Genomic DNA, 18,967 nt, shown 5'->3' on the forward strand with positions numbered 1-18,967 from the left:
TTTTTCAGCGTGGAGAACGCTGTTATCCGAGCGGATATCCCTCTTCGGGATCGGTGACTTCGCAGCCGTTGATCGACAGAGTGTAGCCGCTGTCATTGGACGCTTTTGAGACCGAAATGCGGTATTTGCCGCCGCCCTGCTCCACCTCTGCCGCAAAACCGTCCCATTCCGAAGGGAGCGACGGGCGCACATAGAGCCGGCCGTCCTTCAGCCGGATACCGAGGATGCCCTCGACGGCGGCGCGATAGAGCCAACCGGCTGACCCGGTATACCAGGTCCAGCCGCCGCGCGACGTATAGGGCTCGTTTCCGTAGACGTCGGCCGCCACGACATAGGGTTCGACGCGGTATTGCTCCGCTGAAGCCTTGTCGAGCGCATGGGTGATCGGGTTGAGGATCTGGAAGCAGCGGAAGGCATCGTCGCCCCGCTTCAGCTCCGCCAGCGCCATCACGACCCAGGTCGCGGCATGGGTATATTGGCCGCCGTTTTCGCGCACACCCGGCGGATAGGCCTTGATATAGCCGGGATCCCTTGCAGAATTGACGAAAGGCGGCGTGAACAGCCGGATGATGCGGGCATCCTCGTCGACCAGCTGATCGAGCACCGCATCCATCGCCGTGACGGCGCGGGCCGGATCGCCCTCGCCCGACAGCACGCTCCAGGACTGCGCGATTGAATCGATCCGGCATTCGGGGCTTTCCCTGGAGCCGAGCAGTGCACCGTCGTCGAACGTGCCGCGGCGATAGTAGCCGCCATCCCAGGCCGCGGTTTCGAGTGCCTTCTTCAGCTCGGTGAGATGCGCCGACCAGCGCTCTGCACGGGCCGTGTCGCCGCGCTCTTCGGCATAGGGAATGAAGGAGCGCAATGCCCCCGCCAGGAACCAGCCGAGCCAGACGCTGGTGCCGCGCCCGCCGATGCCGACGCGGTTCATGCCGTCGTTCCAGTCGCCGCCAAGGAACAGCGGCAGGCCGTTAGTCCCCTTGCGAGCGATGGCGAGATCGAGCGCCAACGCCGCGTGTTCGAAGACGCTCGTCTTGTCCTCGGAAATCTCCGGCTTGTAGAACGAGTCATGCTGGCCTTCGAGCAGTGCCGGCCCTTCCAGGAAGGCGATCTCCTCGTCGAGCACGTTTTTATCGCCGGTGACGCTGCAATAGTGATGAATCGCGTAAGCGAGCCAGACGACGTCGTCCGAGATCAGCGTACGCACGCCCGCACCCGTTCCCGGCAGCCACCAATGTTGTACATCGCCTTCGCGGAATTGCCGCGAAGCGGCATTCAGGATCTGGCGGCGGGCAAGTGAGGGTTCGTGCAGCACGAAGGCCAGCGTGTCCTGCAGCTGGTCGCGGAAGCCGAAGGCACCGCTTGCCTGGTAAAAGGCGGTGCGGGCCATGATGCGGCAGCCGAGGCTCTGATAGGGCAGCCAGGTGTTGACGAGATTATTCATCCCGCGATCCGGAGTCGATATCTGCAGCCTGCCGGTGAAGTCCCGCCAGAATTCGCGGTTTGCCTCGACGGTCTCGTCGAACGAAGCCTTGCGGATATCGGCGATAACAGTGCGCGCTTCTTCTTCCGTCGGCGTATCGCCGAGGAAGAAGGTGAAGTCGCGCTCCTCGCCGGCGCCGAGCTCGATGTCGATTGCAAGCGCCGCGGCCGGATCACCATCGAGTTCCGTCGCGCCGGAAAGGGCGGCGGCGGAAGTGACGGCCTGCGGTGCCTGGATCGTCCCCGCCTTGCCGATGAATTCGCGCCGGCTTGCCGAGAAACTCGAAAGTGTCTCGCTCGCCGCGAAGAAGGCGGTGCGGTTGGAAAAATCGATGCTGTAGGGATTGGTGGCAAACAGCGCCCCCGTCTCCTCATCATGGCTCGACAGGATGAAAGGCACCGTGCGTCCCGGATTGCTGCCGAGAATCCATTCGACATAACCGTAGAGACGCAGCTTGCGGCCCGTCGAACCGGTGTTGCGCAGGCGCAGGCGCTGCAGTTTCACCGGCTTTTCGCGGTCGATCGTCTGCGTCAGTTCGAGCGCAATATCGTGTTGAACGCTGGAGAAGACGGAATAACCGAGCCCGTGGCGGGCTTCGAAACGGATGTCCGGCCGGCGGGAAAGCGCTGCAAACGGCGTCATGACGGCACCGCTGTCCAGATCGGTGAGATAGAACGCCTCGCCCGAACGGTTGACCACCGCATCGTTCGACCAGGAGGTCAGCTGATAGTCGCGCGAATTGACGCTCCAGGTGAAACCCGAGCCCTCGGCCGAGACGTGGAAGCCGAAGCTGTCGTTGGAAATGACATTGATCCAGGGCTGCGGCGTCGCATGACCTCCAGGCAGCCGAACGACATATTCGCGTCCGTCGCGGGCAAAGCCGCCGATGCCGTTCCAGAAGTCGAGATCGCCTTCCTCCTCGATGACGACGGCGGGCACGACAGGTGGCGGCACCGGCACAACCCGCTTGACGGGGGCCTTGTTGCGCTCGGCCCGTTCCATCTCCTGCAGTTCCTCCTTGGAGGGTGCAAACAGCGCGACGGCGCGGTTGATCTGGTCGACCACCTTGCCGTTCTTGGTGTGCAGCGTGACGCGGGAAGCCGCGATCAGCGCATGATAGGTGGCTTCCTCCATCAGGTCCTTGCGAACCGCAAAGATATGTTGGCGCAGCCCGTCGGCCTGGCCCATGCGGCGCACGTTTTCGCACATGGCGTCGAGCGCATGCTGCATGTCCTGCGCATAGGACGAAGCGCGTTCGTTCATGATGACGAGATCGGCGGTGACGCCGCGCGAGCGCAGATATTCCTGCGCCAGCAGCGCCTCGCGGGCGATGTCGAGGTCCATGTCGTCGTTGATGCGCAGCGTGAAGATCGGGAAGTCGCCGGAGATCGCCAGTGGCCAGAGCGCCGATTGCGACTGCAGGCCGGCCTCGACGGTCGCCTCGTCCTTGCGCAGTTGCATGTCGGGATAGACGAGATAGCGCCCGAGATGCTGGAAGGCGGCCGCCTGCTGGGAGGTGACGCCGACATGGCGCATCTGCACCTGCGTGCGTGTCCATGCCTGGACGAGCTCGTGGGTGAAGGCGTCGGGATGACGGTAGCGATTGACCGCCTTGTCGACTTCCTCGCGGCTTGGCGCCGCAATCGTCCAGAAGATCACGCTGACTTTCTTGCCGGCCGGTACACGGACGGTGCGACGCAGCGACATGACGGCATCGAGCATGAAGCCATCGCTGCCTGAAAGCGTTGCACCCGGATCGAAGGCCGCTGCATCGGCAAGGCTGCGGCCGCGGCCGATGAACTTGCGCCGATCGGTCTCGAATTCGGTATGGCGAGTATCGCCGGCATTGTCGACGATCAGATGTGCGATGCTGATGTTCGGCTCGTTCGGATCGCGCTTGTTGCGTTCGGCGCGGATGACGTCGCCGCGCTTGCCGATCTCGGTCTTGACGAACATGCGGGCGAATGCCGGATGCGCATTGTCGGTATCGTCGGAGGTGATCACCGGTTCGAGATAGGAAGTGACCTCGATGAAACGGTCTTCCGTGCCCATGTTGAGCAGGGTGACGCGGCGGGCCTCGGCATCATGCTCAGTCGCGACGATGCATTCCACCTCGCTTGTGAGGTCACCGACCATCTTGGTGAACTGCGCCTTCTCGTCGGCGAATTCGACCTTGATCTTTTCGCCTTCGACGCCCTTCGGCTCTGATGTCGCCGACCACCATTCGTTGGTGGCGGTATCGCGGAGAAAGATGAAGCTGCCCCAGCGGTCCTCGGTCGGATCAGGCTTCCAGCGGGAAACGGAAAGATTATTCCAGCGGGAATAACCGGCGCCCGTCGCCGTCAGCATCACCGAATAATGACCATTCGACAGGAAGACGAGTTCGCGGTCGCGCGAAGCCGGATCGTTGATCTTCCGGAGCTCCGGCCGCAGGAGATCGTCCTGGATACTGGCGGGCGTATCGGATTCATGCTTGCCGCTCATGACGGGAATGTCGCGCGGCGCCTTTTCCTGCAGCAGCAACTCCGCCGCCTCGATGACGGGATCGGCATGGAAGAGTTCGCGCAGATGACCATTGAAGGCGACGTTGGCGACCGCCGCGATCGACATGCCGTGGTGATGGGCATAATAATTGTAGACTACTGCGCATTTCTTGCCTTCCGGCACGCGCGTCGGCGTGAAATCGACGGCGTCGTGGAAGCCGAACTTGCCGAGTGCGCCGAGCTTGCGCAGCTTCTGCAGGTTTTCCAGCGCAGCCGGCGGATCGTACTGGCTGGCAAGCAGCGAGGCATAGGGCGCGATGACGGCATTGTGGCCGAGGCCGCGCTTCAGGCCGAGCGTGGGCACGCCGAAATTCGTGTACTGATAATTGAGGTTATGGTCGCGGGCATTGAAGGCCGCTTCCGAAATGCCCCACGGAATACCGAGCTTGCGGGCGTAATTCATCTGCTCGACGACGACCAGATTGTTGGTCTGGTTGAGGATACCCCCGCCGCGCTCCTGCATGACGAGCGGCGGCATCAGATATTCGAACATCGAGCCGGACCAGGAAACCAGCGCACCGCGCGACCCCACAGGCACGACCTGGCGGCCGAGGCGGTACCAGTGTTCCGTCGGCAGGTCGCCCTTGGCGATGCCGAAGAGGCTGGTCAGGCGGCATTCAGATGCGAGAAGGTCATAGCAGGCCTGGTCGAGTTCACCGCTTTCGACGCGATAGCCAATCGACAGTAGACGCCGCTCCGGCCGGAACAGGAAGCCGAAATCCATCGAGAAGGCGATATCGCGCGCCTTGTCGCGCAGCGCAACCAGGCGCGGCCTCAGCGCATCGACTTTGGAAAGGTCGAAAGTGCTGTCGGAAATATGCGCCTCGCAGACCTTCACGAGAGATGCCGCCCATTGGGTGACCTCTTCGCTCTGCTTCGACTTGACCTCATGGTCGAGATTGGCGGCGAGCTTCTCGATGTCGCGCGCGAGAACCGCAAGGTTGATGATGCGGATCGAGGCGAATTCGTGCTCGCGTTTGACGGCGGCGAGTGCGTTCTGGAAGCCGACGATGCGCTCCTCCAGGCGCCGGCGCAGCGGGCGCACGGTCTTGCGGTCATCGGGCAGATCCGCCAGCACTTCGCGGAGGATGCCGGCGGTGTCGCCGACGCCGTCAAGATTGCCCTGCATATGGGCGGACGGCGCCTCGGCCCAGTTGCGGCAGGCCGACGAAATGGCGATCAGATGGCCGGCGAGATTGCCGCTGTCGACGGCCGAGACGTAACGAGGCCCAAGCGTCTGCAGCGTATCGGTGTGATACCAGTTGAACAGATGGCCGCGGAATTTCTCCATTCTGTCGATCGTCGCGATCGTCTGCTCCAGCCGCTCGAGCGTCTCCTCGAAGGAGAACCAGCCGAAATGCCGGCCGGAAACGACGGAAAGCAGATAGACGCCGATATTGGTCGGCGAGGTGCGCGCCGCGACGATCACATGCGGCGTTTCCTGGATATTGTCCGGCGGCAGATAGTTCTGCTCGGCCGTCGTGAAGGTCTCGAAATAGCGCCAGGTGCGCCGGGCGATCTTGCGCAGTTCGCTCGACACGGAATCGGCGACCTCGAGCCGGTCCTCGGTCTCCGCCGACTGGCTGACATACCAGGCGACAACAGGCGACAGGATCCACAGCAGCGCAAAGGGAATGCCGACGAGAAAGGCGTTGTCACCGGGAAGGGCTGCGAAACCGAGCGCCAGCAGCGCCAGCGCCGGCGCATGCCACATCGCCTTGTAATAGGAGATCAACGTGCCCTGGCCACCGGCCTGAACGCTGGCGGCGGTCCGCCACTGCAGCATCAGCTTGCGGCTGAAGAACAAGCGGTAAAGCGAACGGCCGATCGCATCCGCCATCATGCAGGCCGAATCGGCGATGAAGACGATACGCAGTGCAACCTGAGCATTGGCGGCGGTGATATCGGACCAGACCGTATAGAGATGGGCGCGGGCGATGATATCGCTGGTGCGCGGGATGATGCCGTTGATGAGCGACAGCGTCGGCGCGACGAAGAGGCAGAAGATCAGCAGAATCTGCCAGATCAGCGCGCCGAGCGGACCCATGAAATACCAGCCGAGCACGGAAGCGAAGAACCAGGCGATCGGCGTCAGCGAGCGGCGCAGATTGTCGAACATCTTCCAGCGGCCGAGTGCCGTGACGCCGTATTTCGGATTGAACATGTAGGGAAGAAGCTGCCAGTCGCCGCGTGCCCAGCGATGCTGGCGCGAGGTTTCCACCTCGTAGCGGATCGGGAAATCCTCCACCAGTTCGAGATCGGTGACGAGCGCGCAACGCGCCATCGAGCCTTCGAGAAGATCGTGGCTGAGCACGGAGTTCTCGTCGATCCGGCCCTTCAACGACGCTTCGAAAGCATCGACATGGTAAAGGCCCTTGCCGGTGAAGGTGCCTTCGCCGGCGAGATCCTGATAGACGTCGGAAACGGTGAAGACGTAAGGATCGAGGCCGCGGTTGATCGAAAAGACGCGCTGGAAGACTGACGCGTCCTTGCCCGTCGTCAGCGACGGCGTGACCCGCGGCTGCAGCACGCCATAGCCGCTTTCGACGCGGCCGGTTTTCGGATTGATGACCGGGCGGTTGATCGGATGATAGAGCTTGCCGACGAGCTTGGTGACGGCATCGCGCATCAGGCGCGTATCGGCATCGAGCGTCATGACATATTGCACATTGGCCGGCACGGTATTGGCGCCCGGCAGGTAGGTCGTGTCGCGGTCGCCGCGCAGAAGCATGTTCAGCTCATGCAGCTTGCCGCGCTTGCGCTCCCAGCCCATCCAGACGCCTTCCGAGGGATTGTAGAGGCGGCGGCGATGCAACAGATAGAAACGCGTCTTGCCGTCATAGGCATAGCGGGCGGAAAGATTGGCGATCTCGCGCCTGGCATAGTCGAGAACCTCGAGATCGGCAGGCGTTTCCTCGGCCTCGCTGTCCGGCCAGTCGCTGAGCATCGCGAAATAGATCTCGCCGCGCGGATTGGCGAGATAATGAACCTCGAGATTGCGCACATGATCGTCGACACTGTCGCGGTTCGAGATCAGGCAGGGCACGACGAGCAGCGTGCGCGCATCTTCCGGAATGCCTTCCTTGAACTCGTAGCCGACGAGGCGCGCCGGCGTCACGAAGAAGGATAGCAAGGTGTTGAAGAGACCCGTCGCCCCCTCCGACGCCGGCACGGAGAACATGATCAGCAGCAAGGCGATTTCAAACGCACCCATGCCGGCATTGGCCATGAACTTGCCGACGATCGCCATGGCGATGATGGTCAGCAGCATGACGGGCACGGCAATCGCCAGCCAGTTGAACCGGCGCACGGCGCGCACGAAATGCTGGATGATCGTCGGGCGATAGTTCGCCCGCGCCTCGAGCTTCGGCCGTTGCGCGCCGGACAGGAAGCCGCCGACATTCGGTTCGTGCGGCTGCGGCTCGTTGGAGGCCTTGGCGGCGTCAGTCATGTCAAGCGCCAGCTGGGCGATTTCCATTTCCGTCAGCGGCGAGCGCTTGGCCAGCTTCTCGATCTGTTTGCGATATTTGTTGCGCGATCCGGAATCGAGGATGCCGTAATCCGAATGCTCCCAGAGCAGCTTGTCGACATGGCTGACCTGCTCGACCCAGACCGACCATTCGGCATCATCGATCTCGCGAAGGCTGCGGATGATGTTGCCCATCGTCACGTTGCCGGAAGAGAGCCGGCTGTGTTCGGCCGCCGTCGTCTCTTCGGTATTGCGGCCGAGCTCTTCCAGCCGCGCGTCGAGCCAGGTGATCGCCAGGCTCGACGTCTGCGAGCCGTCGCGCAGGCGATAGAGGAACTGCGTCGAGAAGGTATTGTCCTCGGCAAGCGATTCCAGCGTCTTCAGATAGGCGGTCGCCCCGGCTGGATCGGTCAGGCGCACCAATTCGTCGGCCGCCTCGTTGGCGCGGCGGCGCAGGCGGCGGCTGGCTTCGACACGGCTCGAAATGCGGCGAAGATTTTCTACGAGCACGTAGCGCACCAGAGAGGGCAACGCCCAGAGTTCGCCGATCCTGAGCGTCTCGCTGGCCTGGAAGCCGTCGACCAGCGCCGTCAGGCTTTCCTGCGAGATCGTGCTGTGGGTATGAGCGACATAGAGCCAGGCAAGCACGAGGGTGCGCGGCACCTCGACGCCGCCGACGACCATGGTCGGCAATTCGCGATAGAAGCGGCGAGGGAAGTCACGCCGCACCTCCTGGATCGCCTCTTCGACGATATAATGATTGTCCAGCAGCCATTCTGCCGCCGGCGTGATCGTCTCACCGGCTTCGACGTCAGTCGCCGTGGTCCGGTAGACGCGCAGGATTTCCTTCTCGTTTTCCTTATGGCGCGCGAAGAAATCGAAGGGGGCGAAAGCCGGCAGCTTGTCGACGCCGTTGCGGGCGACCGCATCGCCCATCGCCTTGATGTCCTCGATGGAAAGATAGGTCGAGCGGATCGAATCATTATGATCGATCTGCTTCGTCTCGGGTTCGCGCGAAAGGCTCGGAGAAAGATTGGAAATAGACATGGGTTCGGTTCTGGATCCAAACGAAGTTATGGCTGTTTTGCTCAGCCTTTTGCACTGCTTATCATGACTGCTACATGAACGGAGCCCTATTCTTCAAAGATCGATGAAGTGGGGGGTGAACGACACTTGGCAAGCGATGCAACGGGCTAAGCCCTGGTTCAGGACGCGGCCCGAAAGGATCGAGACCATCGATACTCTCTCCGCGAAAGCCATGTCGAAAATTTGGACACTATCGGGATAATTCAAGTCAAGAGGCGTTCACCGCTTGCCCGGCGAGCTTGTCTGGGCGGTGGAAATGACGAAAATGCCGGCACGGGATCCCGCCGATCAACAGCTTCGATTTCAGAAAAAGGAAAGAAGACGATCGCCAGATCATGCGCCTGACAGCGATTTGGGCGAGCTTGCGCCCCGCGCATGAGCAAGTTCGCTGCGGCGCGCTTTGGATGGCGTGAAAAGAATAGAAGAATGATGATGAGGCTGGGAAAGCCGAGACAAATTGAATGTTCCGGAATTCAACAAAGGCGGAAACCGCCGCAGCGCCGGCAGCTGCCGACGCTTAGTCATCCGCCGGATTATCCGACGACACCGCAAACCATGGCCACGACGAACAGGAACGCCGCGGTGAAGATCGCTCCATGAAGCACCGTCTGAAGCCTGTGGCGCGTGGTGAGCGGCTTCTTGGTCGGTACGGAACCATACTGGTTCACGTGAGCATGCGAAATACCCAGATCTGCCATATGTCGCCTCCGTTGTTCTCGTGCGGCCGGTTGTGCGGCTCGCGCTTATATTCTTATTTTCTCTATCAAGTAGGTAGAGATAAAATTCCGTCCAGAGCGAACGGAAGAGAAAATTCAACCAGCCCTTTTAGCAGAGCGTGCGCCATGCCCACATCAACGAGCGCTCGACGGCACTCTCGTTCTCAGGCGGGTTGGAGGAAGTCTCGATCAGCCGACGGTCCTTTTCCGTGGGAAGGGATACCGAAATCTGTTCCCGGCGATCGGCTCTTACGGGAGGATCGAGATAGCCCATGGTCATCCCACCGAGAAAGAACATGCTTCAACCTCCATCGATCACGAAAGCTAACAAACGTTAACAGGATCATGACAGAAGCAAGGCAGCTGTCAATAGTCTAGTTGAATGGTCGTCTTTTAGGGAAACATTATCCTTAACATTGCCGCCCATCTTTTCTTTTCAAAGGTTTGAAAAGATTGGCCCTCAAGCTTTGACGAAACCCTTGCTCGCGATCATCAAATTTCTCGTATAGTCCTCGTGAACCGCACCCGTCGCCAGTTCCTGCGAGCTCAACCGCTCGACGACGGCGCCGTTGCGCATCACGGCCAGCCGTTCACACATATGGGTGACGACACCGAGATCATGGCTCACCATCACGAAGGTGAGCTTGCGGTCGCGTCGGATCTGCTCCAGCAGGTTCAGCACTTCGGCCTGCACCGAGGCGTCGAGCGCCGATGTTGGCTCGTCGAGCAGCAGGATCGACGGTTCCACGATCAAAGCCCGGGCGATCGCCACGCGCTGGCGCTGGCCGCCGGAGAGCTGGTGCGGGTAGCGGAAACGGAAACCATTGCCGAGGCCGACCTCGTCAAGCGCGCGGGCGATGCGCTTCTCGCTGTCGGTGATGCCGTGGATTGCAAGCGGTTCGAGCAGAAGCCGGTCGATCGTCTGGCGCGGATGCAGCGAACCATAAGGATCCTGGAAGACCATTTGCACGCGCCGGTAGAAAGACTTGCTGCGTTTTGATCCTTTCAATACTTCGTCGTCGATGTGGATCGCGCCGCCGCTTATCGGCGCAAGTCCGGCAACGGCCCGCAGCAAGGTCGATTTTCCCGAGCCGGACTCACCGACAAGGCCAAAGGATTCGCCGCGTTCGACGCCGATGCTGACATCCTTCAGGGCATGAAAATGGTCGTAGACGACGCTGAGATTGTCGACTTGGAGAGCTGCGCTCATGCCGCCCACTCCGGCTTTCGGTCGAGCACCGGCAGCGGATGGCGGTTTGCACCGATCTCGGGCATGCAATTCAGCAGTCCCTGCGTATAGGGATGCTGCGCATGTTTGAGATCGGCCGCCGCCAATTCCTCGACGATCTTTCCGGCATACATGACGATGACGCGGTCGCAGAAGGAAGAGACCAGCCTCAGATCGTGGGAGACGAAGATCAGCCCCATGCCGCGCTCGGACACCAGCTTGTCCATGATCCTCAGCACGTCGAGCTGCACCGTCACATCGAGCGCCGAGGTCGGCTCGTCGGCAATCAGCAGCTCAGGTCCGGCAATCAGCATCATGGCGATCATCGCCCGCTGCCCCATACCGCCCGAAACCTCGTGCGGATGCAGGTCGAAGACGCGTTTCGGGTCGCGGATCTGCACCGCTTCCAGCATGGCGAGCGCGCGCTCGCGCGCCTCCGCCTTGCCGACCTTCTCATGCGTCCGCAGCGTTTCGCAGATCTGCCGTCCGATCGACATGACGGGATCGAGCGAATATTTCGGATCCTGCAGGATCATGGCGATGCGCTTGCCGCGCAGCCTGCGTCTTTCGCCGGCGGAGGCGTTGATCAAATCGATGCCGTTGAAATTAAGCCTGTCGGCCGTGACGATGCCGTGTTTCGGCGTCAGGCCCATGATCGCCCGTCCGGTCTGCGACTTGCCGGAACCGGATTCGCCGACGATGCCGAGCCTTTCCTTGCCGAGCGTGAAGGAGACGCCGCGCACGGCCTCGATCACGCCGGTGCGCGTGGGGTAGCTGACCTTGAGCTTGTCCACCGTCAGAAGTGTCGTCATTGGCCGCTCTCCTTCGGATCGAGCGCGTCGCGCAGGCCGTCGCCAAGGAGATTGAAGCCGAGGCTGACGATGAGGATGGCGATGCCGGGCATCGCTGCAACCCACCATTGATCGAGGATGAAGCGCCGTCCCGAGGCGATCATCGCACCCCATTCCGGCAGTGGCGGCTGCGCGCCGAGACCGAGGAAACCGAGACCGGCGGCCGTCAGGATGATGCCCGCCATGTCGAGCGTCACGCGCACGATCAGCGAGGAAATGCAGAGCGGCATGACATGGCGCACGACAATGCGAAGCGGCGAGGCTCCCATCAGCTTCACCGCCGAAATATAGTCGGAACGCCGCACCGCCAGCGTCTCGGCGCGCGCGATACGGGCATAGGGCGGCCAGGAGGTGATGGCGATGGCGATGATCGCATTCTGGATGCCGGGACCGAGGGCTGCGACGAAAGCGAGCGCCAGCACCAGCTTCGGAAAGGCAAGGAAAATATCGGTGATGCGCATCAGCGTCGCATCCACCCAGCCTCCGGCATAACCGGAGACGGTGCCGACGATCAACCCGATCGGAGCCGAGATGACGGCGACGAGCGCAACGACAAGGAGCGTCAATCGCGATCCGTAGATCAGCCGGGAATAGATATCACGGCCCTGGTCATCCGAACCGAGCCAGAATTCCCCCGTGCCGGGCGGCAGCAGGCGGGCATTGCGCAGATCGCCGATCACCGGATTATGCGTTGCGAGCACATCGGCAAAGGCGGCGATGAAAAGCAGCGCCACGATGATCAGCAGACCAACGACGGCAAGTCGGTTTGCCGTGAACTGCCGCCAGGTAACATAGGTGCGGCCGAGGCGGGCCTGCAGGCGCGATTGCGGCCGGTCGGAGAGCAGCCATTCGCGGCGGCTCATCGGCTGGGATGGGCTGGCGGTCACCGTCATCGGTTTCGCGTCCTCGGGTCGAGTGTCCGGTAGAGAAGATCGGACAGAAGGTTGATGCCGATGAAGACCGTACCGATGACGATCGTGCCGCCGAGCACGGCATTCATGTCGGCATTCTGGAGCGAATTGGTGATGTAGAGCCCGATGCCCGGCCAGGAAAAGACGGTCTCGGTCAGCACCGATCCTTCCAGCAGGCCGGCATAGGAAAGCGCAATGACGGTAACAAGCGGCACGGCGGCATTGCGCAGCGCATGGCCCCAGATCACCCGCGTTTCCGAAAGCCCCTTGGCACGCACGGCGACGATATATTCCTGGGAAAGCTCGTTCAGCATGAAGCTGCGCGTCATGCGGCTGATATAGGCGAGCGAGAAGTAGCCGAGCAGTGAAGCGGGCAGGATGATGTGGCGGAACACGTCGTAGAAGACATCCCATTGCCCCTGCCAGGCACTGTCCAGCAGATAGAAGCCGGTGATCGGCGTGAACGTATATTCGAAGACGATATCGATGCGGCCGGGAAAGGCCACCCAGCGCAATTGCGCATAGAAGATGACGAGCGAGATCAGCGCCAGCCAGAAGATCGGCACCGAATAACCGATCAGACCGATGACGCGCACCACCTGGTCGACGATGCTGCCACGACGCACCGCGGCGAGAACACCGAGCGGCACGCCGACGAAAGCGCCAATCAGCGTTCCGAGCGTCGCAAGCTCGACCGTCGCCGGAAATGCACGGCGAATATCGACCATGACGGGATTGGTCGTCAGGACCGAATTACCGAAATCGCCGGACAGGATGCCTTTGATATAGATGAAGAACTGCTGATAGAGCGGCAGGTTGAAGCCCATCTCCTGGCGTACACGCTCGACGACATGGTTGGGCGCGCGGTCGCCGAGGATGGCGAGCACGGGATCGATCGGCACGACGCGGCCGATGAAGAAGGTCACGGCCAGCAGGCCGAGATAGGTGGTGACGGCGGCAAACAGAAACCGCCCCAAAGCCTTCGCAAAGGCGCCGGCACGGCCCTTCCGGGGCCGCGCCTCCTGCGTTGTTTCGACGGTGCTCAAGTCACTCAATCCTGCCGGACTATTCCTTGGCGATCGGACCGACGAAATTGGTGTCGAAGCTCGGACCCAGCTTGAAGTCCTTCACGCTCTTGCGGTAGCCGGCCACCTCGGTCTGCTGGAAGATGAAGACAAAGGGGCTGTTTGCCAGGTACTTCTTCTGGATGTCCTGATATATGGCGGCGCGCTTGGCGGCGTCGCGTTCCAGAAGTGCGGCCTTGGCTTGCTTGTCCAGTTCCGGCGCTTCCCAGGTGTTGCGCCATGCGAGCGTCTTCACCGTGCCGGCATCGGAATTGTCGGGATTGCCGGTAAAGGTATCGGCATTGGAATTCGGATCGAAATAGTCCGAACCCCACTGGCCGATATACATGTCGTGGGTGCGGGCGCGGTACTTGGTCAGCGTCTGCTTGCCGTCGCCGGGGATGATTTCCATCTTGACGCCGGCTTGCGCCAGCGTCTGCTGCATGGATTCGGCGATACCCGTCACCGGCTGATTGTTGCGCACATCCATGGTGATCGAGAAACCGTCGGGTACGCCGGCCTTGGCGAGCAGTTCCTTGGCCTTGGCGACATCAAGCTTGTAGGGGTTCTCATCGAGCGCGCCGAGCTGGCCCTTCGGCAGGAAGGTCTGGTGGATCTCGCCGATACCCTTGATCAAGGTTGCGCCGATCGCATCGTAATCGACTAGATACTTGAAGGCTTCCTGAACTTCCGGCTTTTTCAGGTTCTCGTTCTTGTTGTTCAGGCTGACATAATAAATCGTGCCCTTCGGCGCACTCGTTGTCGCGAGATCGGCATTCTTCGAAACAGCGTCGATGTCGCCTGGCTCGAGGTTGCGGGCGATATCGATGTCGCCGGCTTCGAGCGCCAGCCGCTGGGCCGAGCTTTCCTTCATGTAGCGATAGATGACGCGGTTGAGCTTCGCCTTGTCGCCATAATAATTGTCGTTGCGCTCCAGCACGACGACTTCGTTGGCGCGCCATTCGCGCAACTTATAGGCGCCGGAGCCGGCATAGCCGGTCTTCAGCCACTCATTGCCGAAATCATTGTCGTATTTGTGCTCGGCATCTGGCGTCACCGCCTTCACATGCTCCAGCACCAGCTTCTTGTCGACGACGGAAGCGACGGTTGCCGTCAGGCAGTTGAGCACGAAGCTCGGCGCATAGGCCTTGTCGACGGTGAAGACGAAAGTGCCGGCATCGGCCGCCTTGGCTTTTTCCGTGACGTTGTCGCCGGTCAGGCCGAACTGGGTAAGGATGAAGGCCGGGCTCTTGTCGAGCTTGACGGCGCGCTCGAACGACCAGGCGACGTCTTCGGCGGTGACCGGGTTGCCGGAGGCGAATTTCAGGCCTGACTTCAGCTTGAACGTATAGGTGAGGCCATCATCGGAAACGCTCCAGCTCTCGGCCAGATCGCCCTTCACCTTCGACGTATCGTCCATGTCGAGACGAACAAGCAGGCTGTAGCTGTTGGTGGTGATTTCAGCCGTCGAAAGCTCGAAAGCCTCGCCCGGATCCATCGTGATGATATCGTCGATGGCGAATCCTTCGACCAGCGTATCCTTCGGCGTCTCGGCGAAAGCGGAGGGTGCCGCCATCATCAGGAGCGAAAGAGCGGCTCCCGCGGAAAGCATGCGAAAATTGCGGCTGAGTTTGGTCATCATCATGGTCTGTTCCCCTGTTTTTTGATTGGATACGAAAGGCTTAGGCGTGATCCTCCCGCCAAGCTTGGGCCAGAATGCGAAGCCAGTTTTCGCGGGCAAGTTTTGCCAGGTCGGCGTCAGCATAGCCAACCTCTCTGAGAGCGGCAATCAGCTTCTGATTGCCGGCTGCATCACCGATTTCCTCGGGAATGGTGGCCCCGTCGAAGTCCGATCCGAGCGCCACGCAGTCGATGCCGATGCGGTTCACGAGATAGTCGATATGGCGGATCATGTCGGCAAGCGGCGTATCGCTGTCCGATCGGCCGTCGGCACGCAGCATGGCGGTGGCATAATTGATGCCGACGAGCCCGCGGCTTTCGCGGATCGCATCGAGCTGCTTGTCCGTCAGGTTGCGCGCGACCGGCGTCAGCGCGTGAGCATTGGAATGAGTGGCGACCAGCGGCTGGTCCGTCGTCTTCGCCACGTCCCAGAAACCCTTCTCGGTGATATGAGCAAGGTCGACCAGGACGCCGAGACGATTGCACTCCCTGACCAGCGCGAAGCCGGCATCGGTGAGACCGGGTGCCGTGTCCGGCGACATTGGGAAGGCGAAGGGCACGCCGTGACCGAAGACATTGTGCCGGCTCCAGACCGGCCCGAGCGACCGCAGCCCCGCCGCGTAGAATACTTCGAGCGCCGAGAGATCGGCGCCGATCGCCTCGCAGCCTTCCATATGCATGACGGCGGCAAAAATGTTATCCGCCATGGCGCCGCGAATATCCTTCACCGTCCGGCAGAGCCGCCAGGCGCCCGCCTGATCGAGCCGCAGCGCGATCGCGGCCATTTCATTGGCAATGGCAAGAGAAGGCAGCGGATCAAGAGGTGCTGCCATCGGTGTGATATAGCGACCGCTAGCATCGGGATCGGCGAAGACGAGATCGCCCGAGGGAATGTAGATGGCGCACAGACCGCCCGAAAGACCGCCCTCTCTGGCGCGACGCGCATCGATATGGCCGACCGTCGTGCCGTCTGCGAATTCCGCGATCGGGTCGCTGCCGTCTTTTGAATGTGTCCAGAGTCGAAGGAGAACGTCGTTGTGACCGTCAAATACGAATTGCATCTGTCTTCCTGCGCTGCCCGAGCGGGCGAGTGAAGCGGCAGAATAGAAAAGCTGACGGAATTCGCCACCTCTTTTTTTAGAAATCCGCCATCGGCGCTAGAACAGGATGATTTTCGGCCGGATCGGCCCAAAATCTGAATGCTCTTCTAAGTTAAATAGTTAGAGCATGACGTTGTCCGAAAACCGCTGACACTCAACGGCATCATGCTCTCAAAACGGAACGGGGGCCGAGGCCCCCGCAAAAACTATCGGATCACCGGCCGGAAATTAGTGCTTGCGGCGCTTTTTCTGTCTGTAGACGTCGATGACAACAGCCGCGACGATGATGAGGCCCTTGACGATCTCCTGGTAATAGGCGTCGATCCTGAGGAACGTGAAGCCGGAAGTCATGACGCCGAGGATGATGGTGCCGATGACAGTGCCGGTGATGCGCCCGACGCCGCCGGTGAGCGAGGTGCCGCCGATGACAGTCGCGGCGATCGCATCGAGTTCATATCCGACACCCATGCTGGCCTGTGCGGTTTCCGCACGGGCCGCCGTGACGATACCGGCAAGGCCGGCAAGCAATCCCGCAATCACATAGACCTTGACGAGATGCGCCTCGATGTTGATGCCGGAAACGCGCGCGGCCTGCGGGTTTGCGCCGATGGCATAGGTGAACTTTCCATAACGCGTATAGCGCAGCGCAATGTGAAAGATCAGCGCAACGACCAGGAAGACGACAACCGGCCAGGCTTTCGTTCCGATGAAATGAAACTGCTCGGTGATCCCGGAGACCGGCTGTCCCTTCGTATACCACTTCGCCACGCCTCTGGCCGAAACGAACATGCCAAGCGTGGCAATGAACGGCGGGATCTTCGTGTAGGCGATGAGCGCGCCGTTCGCGAGGCCGGCGGTCGCCCCGATCAGCAGACCAACGACGATCGGCACGAAAGCCGGCAGGTCGGTCAGCGAGGGAAAGACGGCCCGTCCCCAGGTCGAGGACTGGGCAAAGCTCGTTGCGATCATCGCCGTCATGCCGACGACCGACCCCGACGAAAGGTCGATGCCGCCGGTGATGATGACCTGCGTAACGCCGACGGCGATGATGCCGATGACGGAGACCTGCAGGATCATGATCGTCAGACGCTGCGAATTCATCAGGAAGCTTTGGCCGATGAACATCCAGCCGAGCACTTCGTAGATGAGGGCGATGCCGACGAGCACGAGGAAAATGCTGAGTTCCGTCGGTATGCGCCGCCGCCTTTGCCGGGTTGCGAGCGGAGCCGCGCCCTCTGCTGCCTTGGTAGTCATGTCAAACCTCCCTTGGGCGATCGCCGTCAACGCATCACTGCGCAGCGAGCTCCATCACCTTGATCTGCGTTGCTTCATCGCGATTGAGGAAACCGGTCACGCGTCCCTCGTGCATGACCATGATGCGGTCGCTCATCCCGAGAACCTCGGGCATCTCGGACGAGATCATGACCACCGCCACACCGTCTCGCGCCATCTCCGTGACCAGCCGGTGGATTTCCGCCTTGGCGCCGACATCGATGCCGCGCGTCGGCTCGTCGAGGATGAGGATGCGCGGATTGGTGAGCAGCCAGCGCCCGATCAGTACCTTCTGTTGATTGCCGCCCGAAAGATTTTCCACCCGCTCGTAAAGATTGGGCGTTTTCACGCGCAGCTTTTTTGCCATGTCTTCGCAGGTTGCCTCGACTGCGCCCTGCTGCACGAAGCCGCCCTTGACGTATCTGTCCTGCAGAACGGCGATCTGCATGTTCTCGAGAATATCGAGGATCAGCAGGCAGCCGGTATCTTTGCGGTCTTCGGTCAGGAACGCCAACCGATTGCGGATGGCCTCGGTCGGCGAAGAAATGGCCACCGGCTTGCCGTAGAGCTCGATCGAGCCGGAGCTTGCCGGCGTCACGCCAAACAGTGTTTCGGCGACATTCGACCGGCCGGAACCGACGAGGCCGGCCACGCCGAGGATTTCGCCGGCCCTGACCTCGAAAGAGACGTTCTTGAAGACGCCGTTGAGACACAGATCCTTGACGGAAAGCACGACCTCGCCGATCGGCACCTCTTCCTTGGGAAACATCTGGGTGATCTCGCGCCCGACCATCATGCGGATGATGTCGTCGCGTGTGACGTCGGTCGAGGCATGCGTGCCGATATATCGGCCGTCACGGAAGACGGAGAACTCGTCGGCGATTTCGAAAAGCTCGTTCATCTTGTGGGTAATGTAGACGATGCCGATACCCTGGGCCTTGAGGTCGCGGATGATACGGAAAAGATGCTCGACTTCGCGCTCCGTCAGCGCTGAAGTCGGCTCGTCCATGATCAGCACGTCGGAATTATAGGAAACTGCCTTGGCGATCTCGACCATCTGCCGGTTGGCGACCGACAGGAACCGAACCTCGATATCGGGATCGATTGCGATATTGAGCCGAGTAAACAATTCCTCGGTCATGCGGTGCATCACGCCGTGATCGATGAAACCGAGGCGGTTCTTCGGTTCGCGGCGAATCCAGATATTTTCTGCGACCGTCATGAACGGCATCAGGTTCAGCTCCTGATGGATCATGGCAATGCCGTTCTCCAGCGCGTCGAGCGGAGATTTCAGCTGGATCTCGATCCCCTTCAGGCGAATATCGCCCTTATCAGGCGTATAGATGCCGGCGAGGATCTTCATCAATGTCGATTTGCCGGCGCCGTTTTCGCCCATCAGCGCATGCACGGAGGCGCGCTTCAGCCGGAACTGCACGTCGTCAAGTGCGACGACACCAGGAAATTCCTTGCGGACACCCTCGGCGCTCAAGAGATATTCCGCATTCGGAACTGCACCGCTCGCGCGCACGGCGGCCATGGTTGTCGGGCTGACGGCCATATCATC

11 protein-coding genes are annotated in these 18,967 nt (G+C 61.1%); all 11 read right to left on the reverse strand.

Annotation, left to right across the window (positions count from 1 at the left end; translation table 11 throughout):
- Nucleotides 1-22: 22 nt before the first annotated feature.
- The gene (locus tag CUJ84_RS21865) at nucleotides 23-8,542 is read right to left on the reverse strand and encodes a GH36-type glycosyl hydrolase domain-containing protein (protein WP_105007721.1); all 8,520 of its coding nucleotides are present in this window, start codon (nucleotides 8,540-8,542) and stop codon (nucleotides 23-25) included.
- 572 nt (nucleotides 8,543-9,114) lie between these two features.
- Nucleotides 9,115-9,279 carry a hypothetical protein gene (locus CUJ84_RS38395; RefSeq protein ID WP_018244083.1) on the reverse strand — a complete coding sequence of 55 codons (165 nt, stop codon included), beginning with the start codon at nucleotides 9,277-9,279 and terminating at the stop codon, nucleotides 9,115-9,117.
- Nucleotides 9,280-9,406: 127 nt separating this feature from the next.
- Nucleotides 9,407-9,595 carry a hypothetical protein gene (locus tag CUJ84_RS21870; protein ID WP_105007722.1) on the reverse strand — a complete coding sequence of 63 codons (189 nt, stop codon included), beginning with the start codon at nucleotides 9,593-9,595 and terminating at the stop codon, nucleotides 9,407-9,409.
- Nucleotides 9,596-9,757: 162 nt separating this feature from the next.
- On the reverse strand, nucleotides 9,758-10,507 hold the full coding sequence (locus CUJ84_RS21875) for an ABC transporter ATP-binding protein (RefSeq protein WP_105008274.1): 750 nt from the start codon (nucleotides 10,505-10,507) through the stop codon (nucleotides 9,758-9,760).
- A complete protein-coding gene (locus CUJ84_RS21880; protein WP_018244086.1) occupies nucleotides 10,504-11,337 on the reverse strand; it encodes an ABC transporter ATP-binding protein in 834 nt (277 codons plus the stop codon). Before CUJ84_RS21880 ends, CUJ84_RS21875 begins: the two co-directional genes overlap by 4 nt.
- A complete protein-coding gene (locus CUJ84_RS21885; RefSeq protein ID WP_026230976.1) occupies nucleotides 11,334-12,269 on the reverse strand; it encodes an ABC transporter permease in 936 nt (311 codons plus the stop codon). Before CUJ84_RS21885 ends, CUJ84_RS21880 begins: the two co-directional genes overlap by 4 nt.
- Nucleotides 12,266-13,333 (reverse strand): ABC transporter permease, encoded by a 1,068-nt coding sequence (locus CUJ84_RS21890; protein ID WP_018244088.1) that lies wholly within the window; start codon nucleotides 13,331-13,333, stop codon nucleotides 12,266-12,268. The genes CUJ84_RS21885 and CUJ84_RS21890 overlap by 4 nt, the downstream gene beginning before the upstream one ends.
- Before the next feature lie 19 nt (nucleotides 13,334-13,352).
- On the reverse strand, nucleotides 13,353-14,996 hold the full coding sequence (locus CUJ84_RS21895) for an ABC transporter substrate-binding protein (protein ID WP_105007723.1): 1,644 nt from the start codon (nucleotides 14,994-14,996) through the stop codon (nucleotides 13,353-13,355).
- A 37-nt stretch (nucleotides 14,997-15,033) separates the two neighbouring features.
- Nucleotides 15,034-16,092 (reverse strand): dipeptidase, encoded by a 1,059-nt coding sequence (locus CUJ84_RS21900; RefSeq protein ID WP_105007724.1) that lies wholly within the window; start codon nucleotides 16,090-16,092, stop codon nucleotides 15,034-15,036.
- A gap of 267 nt (nucleotides 16,093-16,359) precedes the next feature.
- On the reverse strand, nucleotides 16,360-17,385 hold the full coding sequence (locus tag CUJ84_RS21905; protein WP_105007725.1) for an ABC transporter permease: 1,026 nt from the start codon (nucleotides 17,383-17,385) through the stop codon (nucleotides 16,360-16,362).
- A 34-nt stretch (nucleotides 17,386-17,419) separates the two neighbouring features.
- Nucleotides 17,420-18,961, reverse strand: a complete 1,542-nt coding sequence (locus CUJ84_RS21910) for a sugar ABC transporter ATP-binding protein (protein ID WP_027682403.1) — start codon at nucleotides 18,959-18,961, stop codon at nucleotides 17,420-17,422.
- Nucleotides 18,962-18,967 lie beyond the last annotated feature (6 nt).

The organism is Rhizobium leguminosarum (assembly GCF_002953715.1).
GTDB lineage: Bacteria > Pseudomonadota > Alphaproteobacteria > Rhizobiales > Rhizobiaceae > Rhizobium > Rhizobium leguminosarum_V.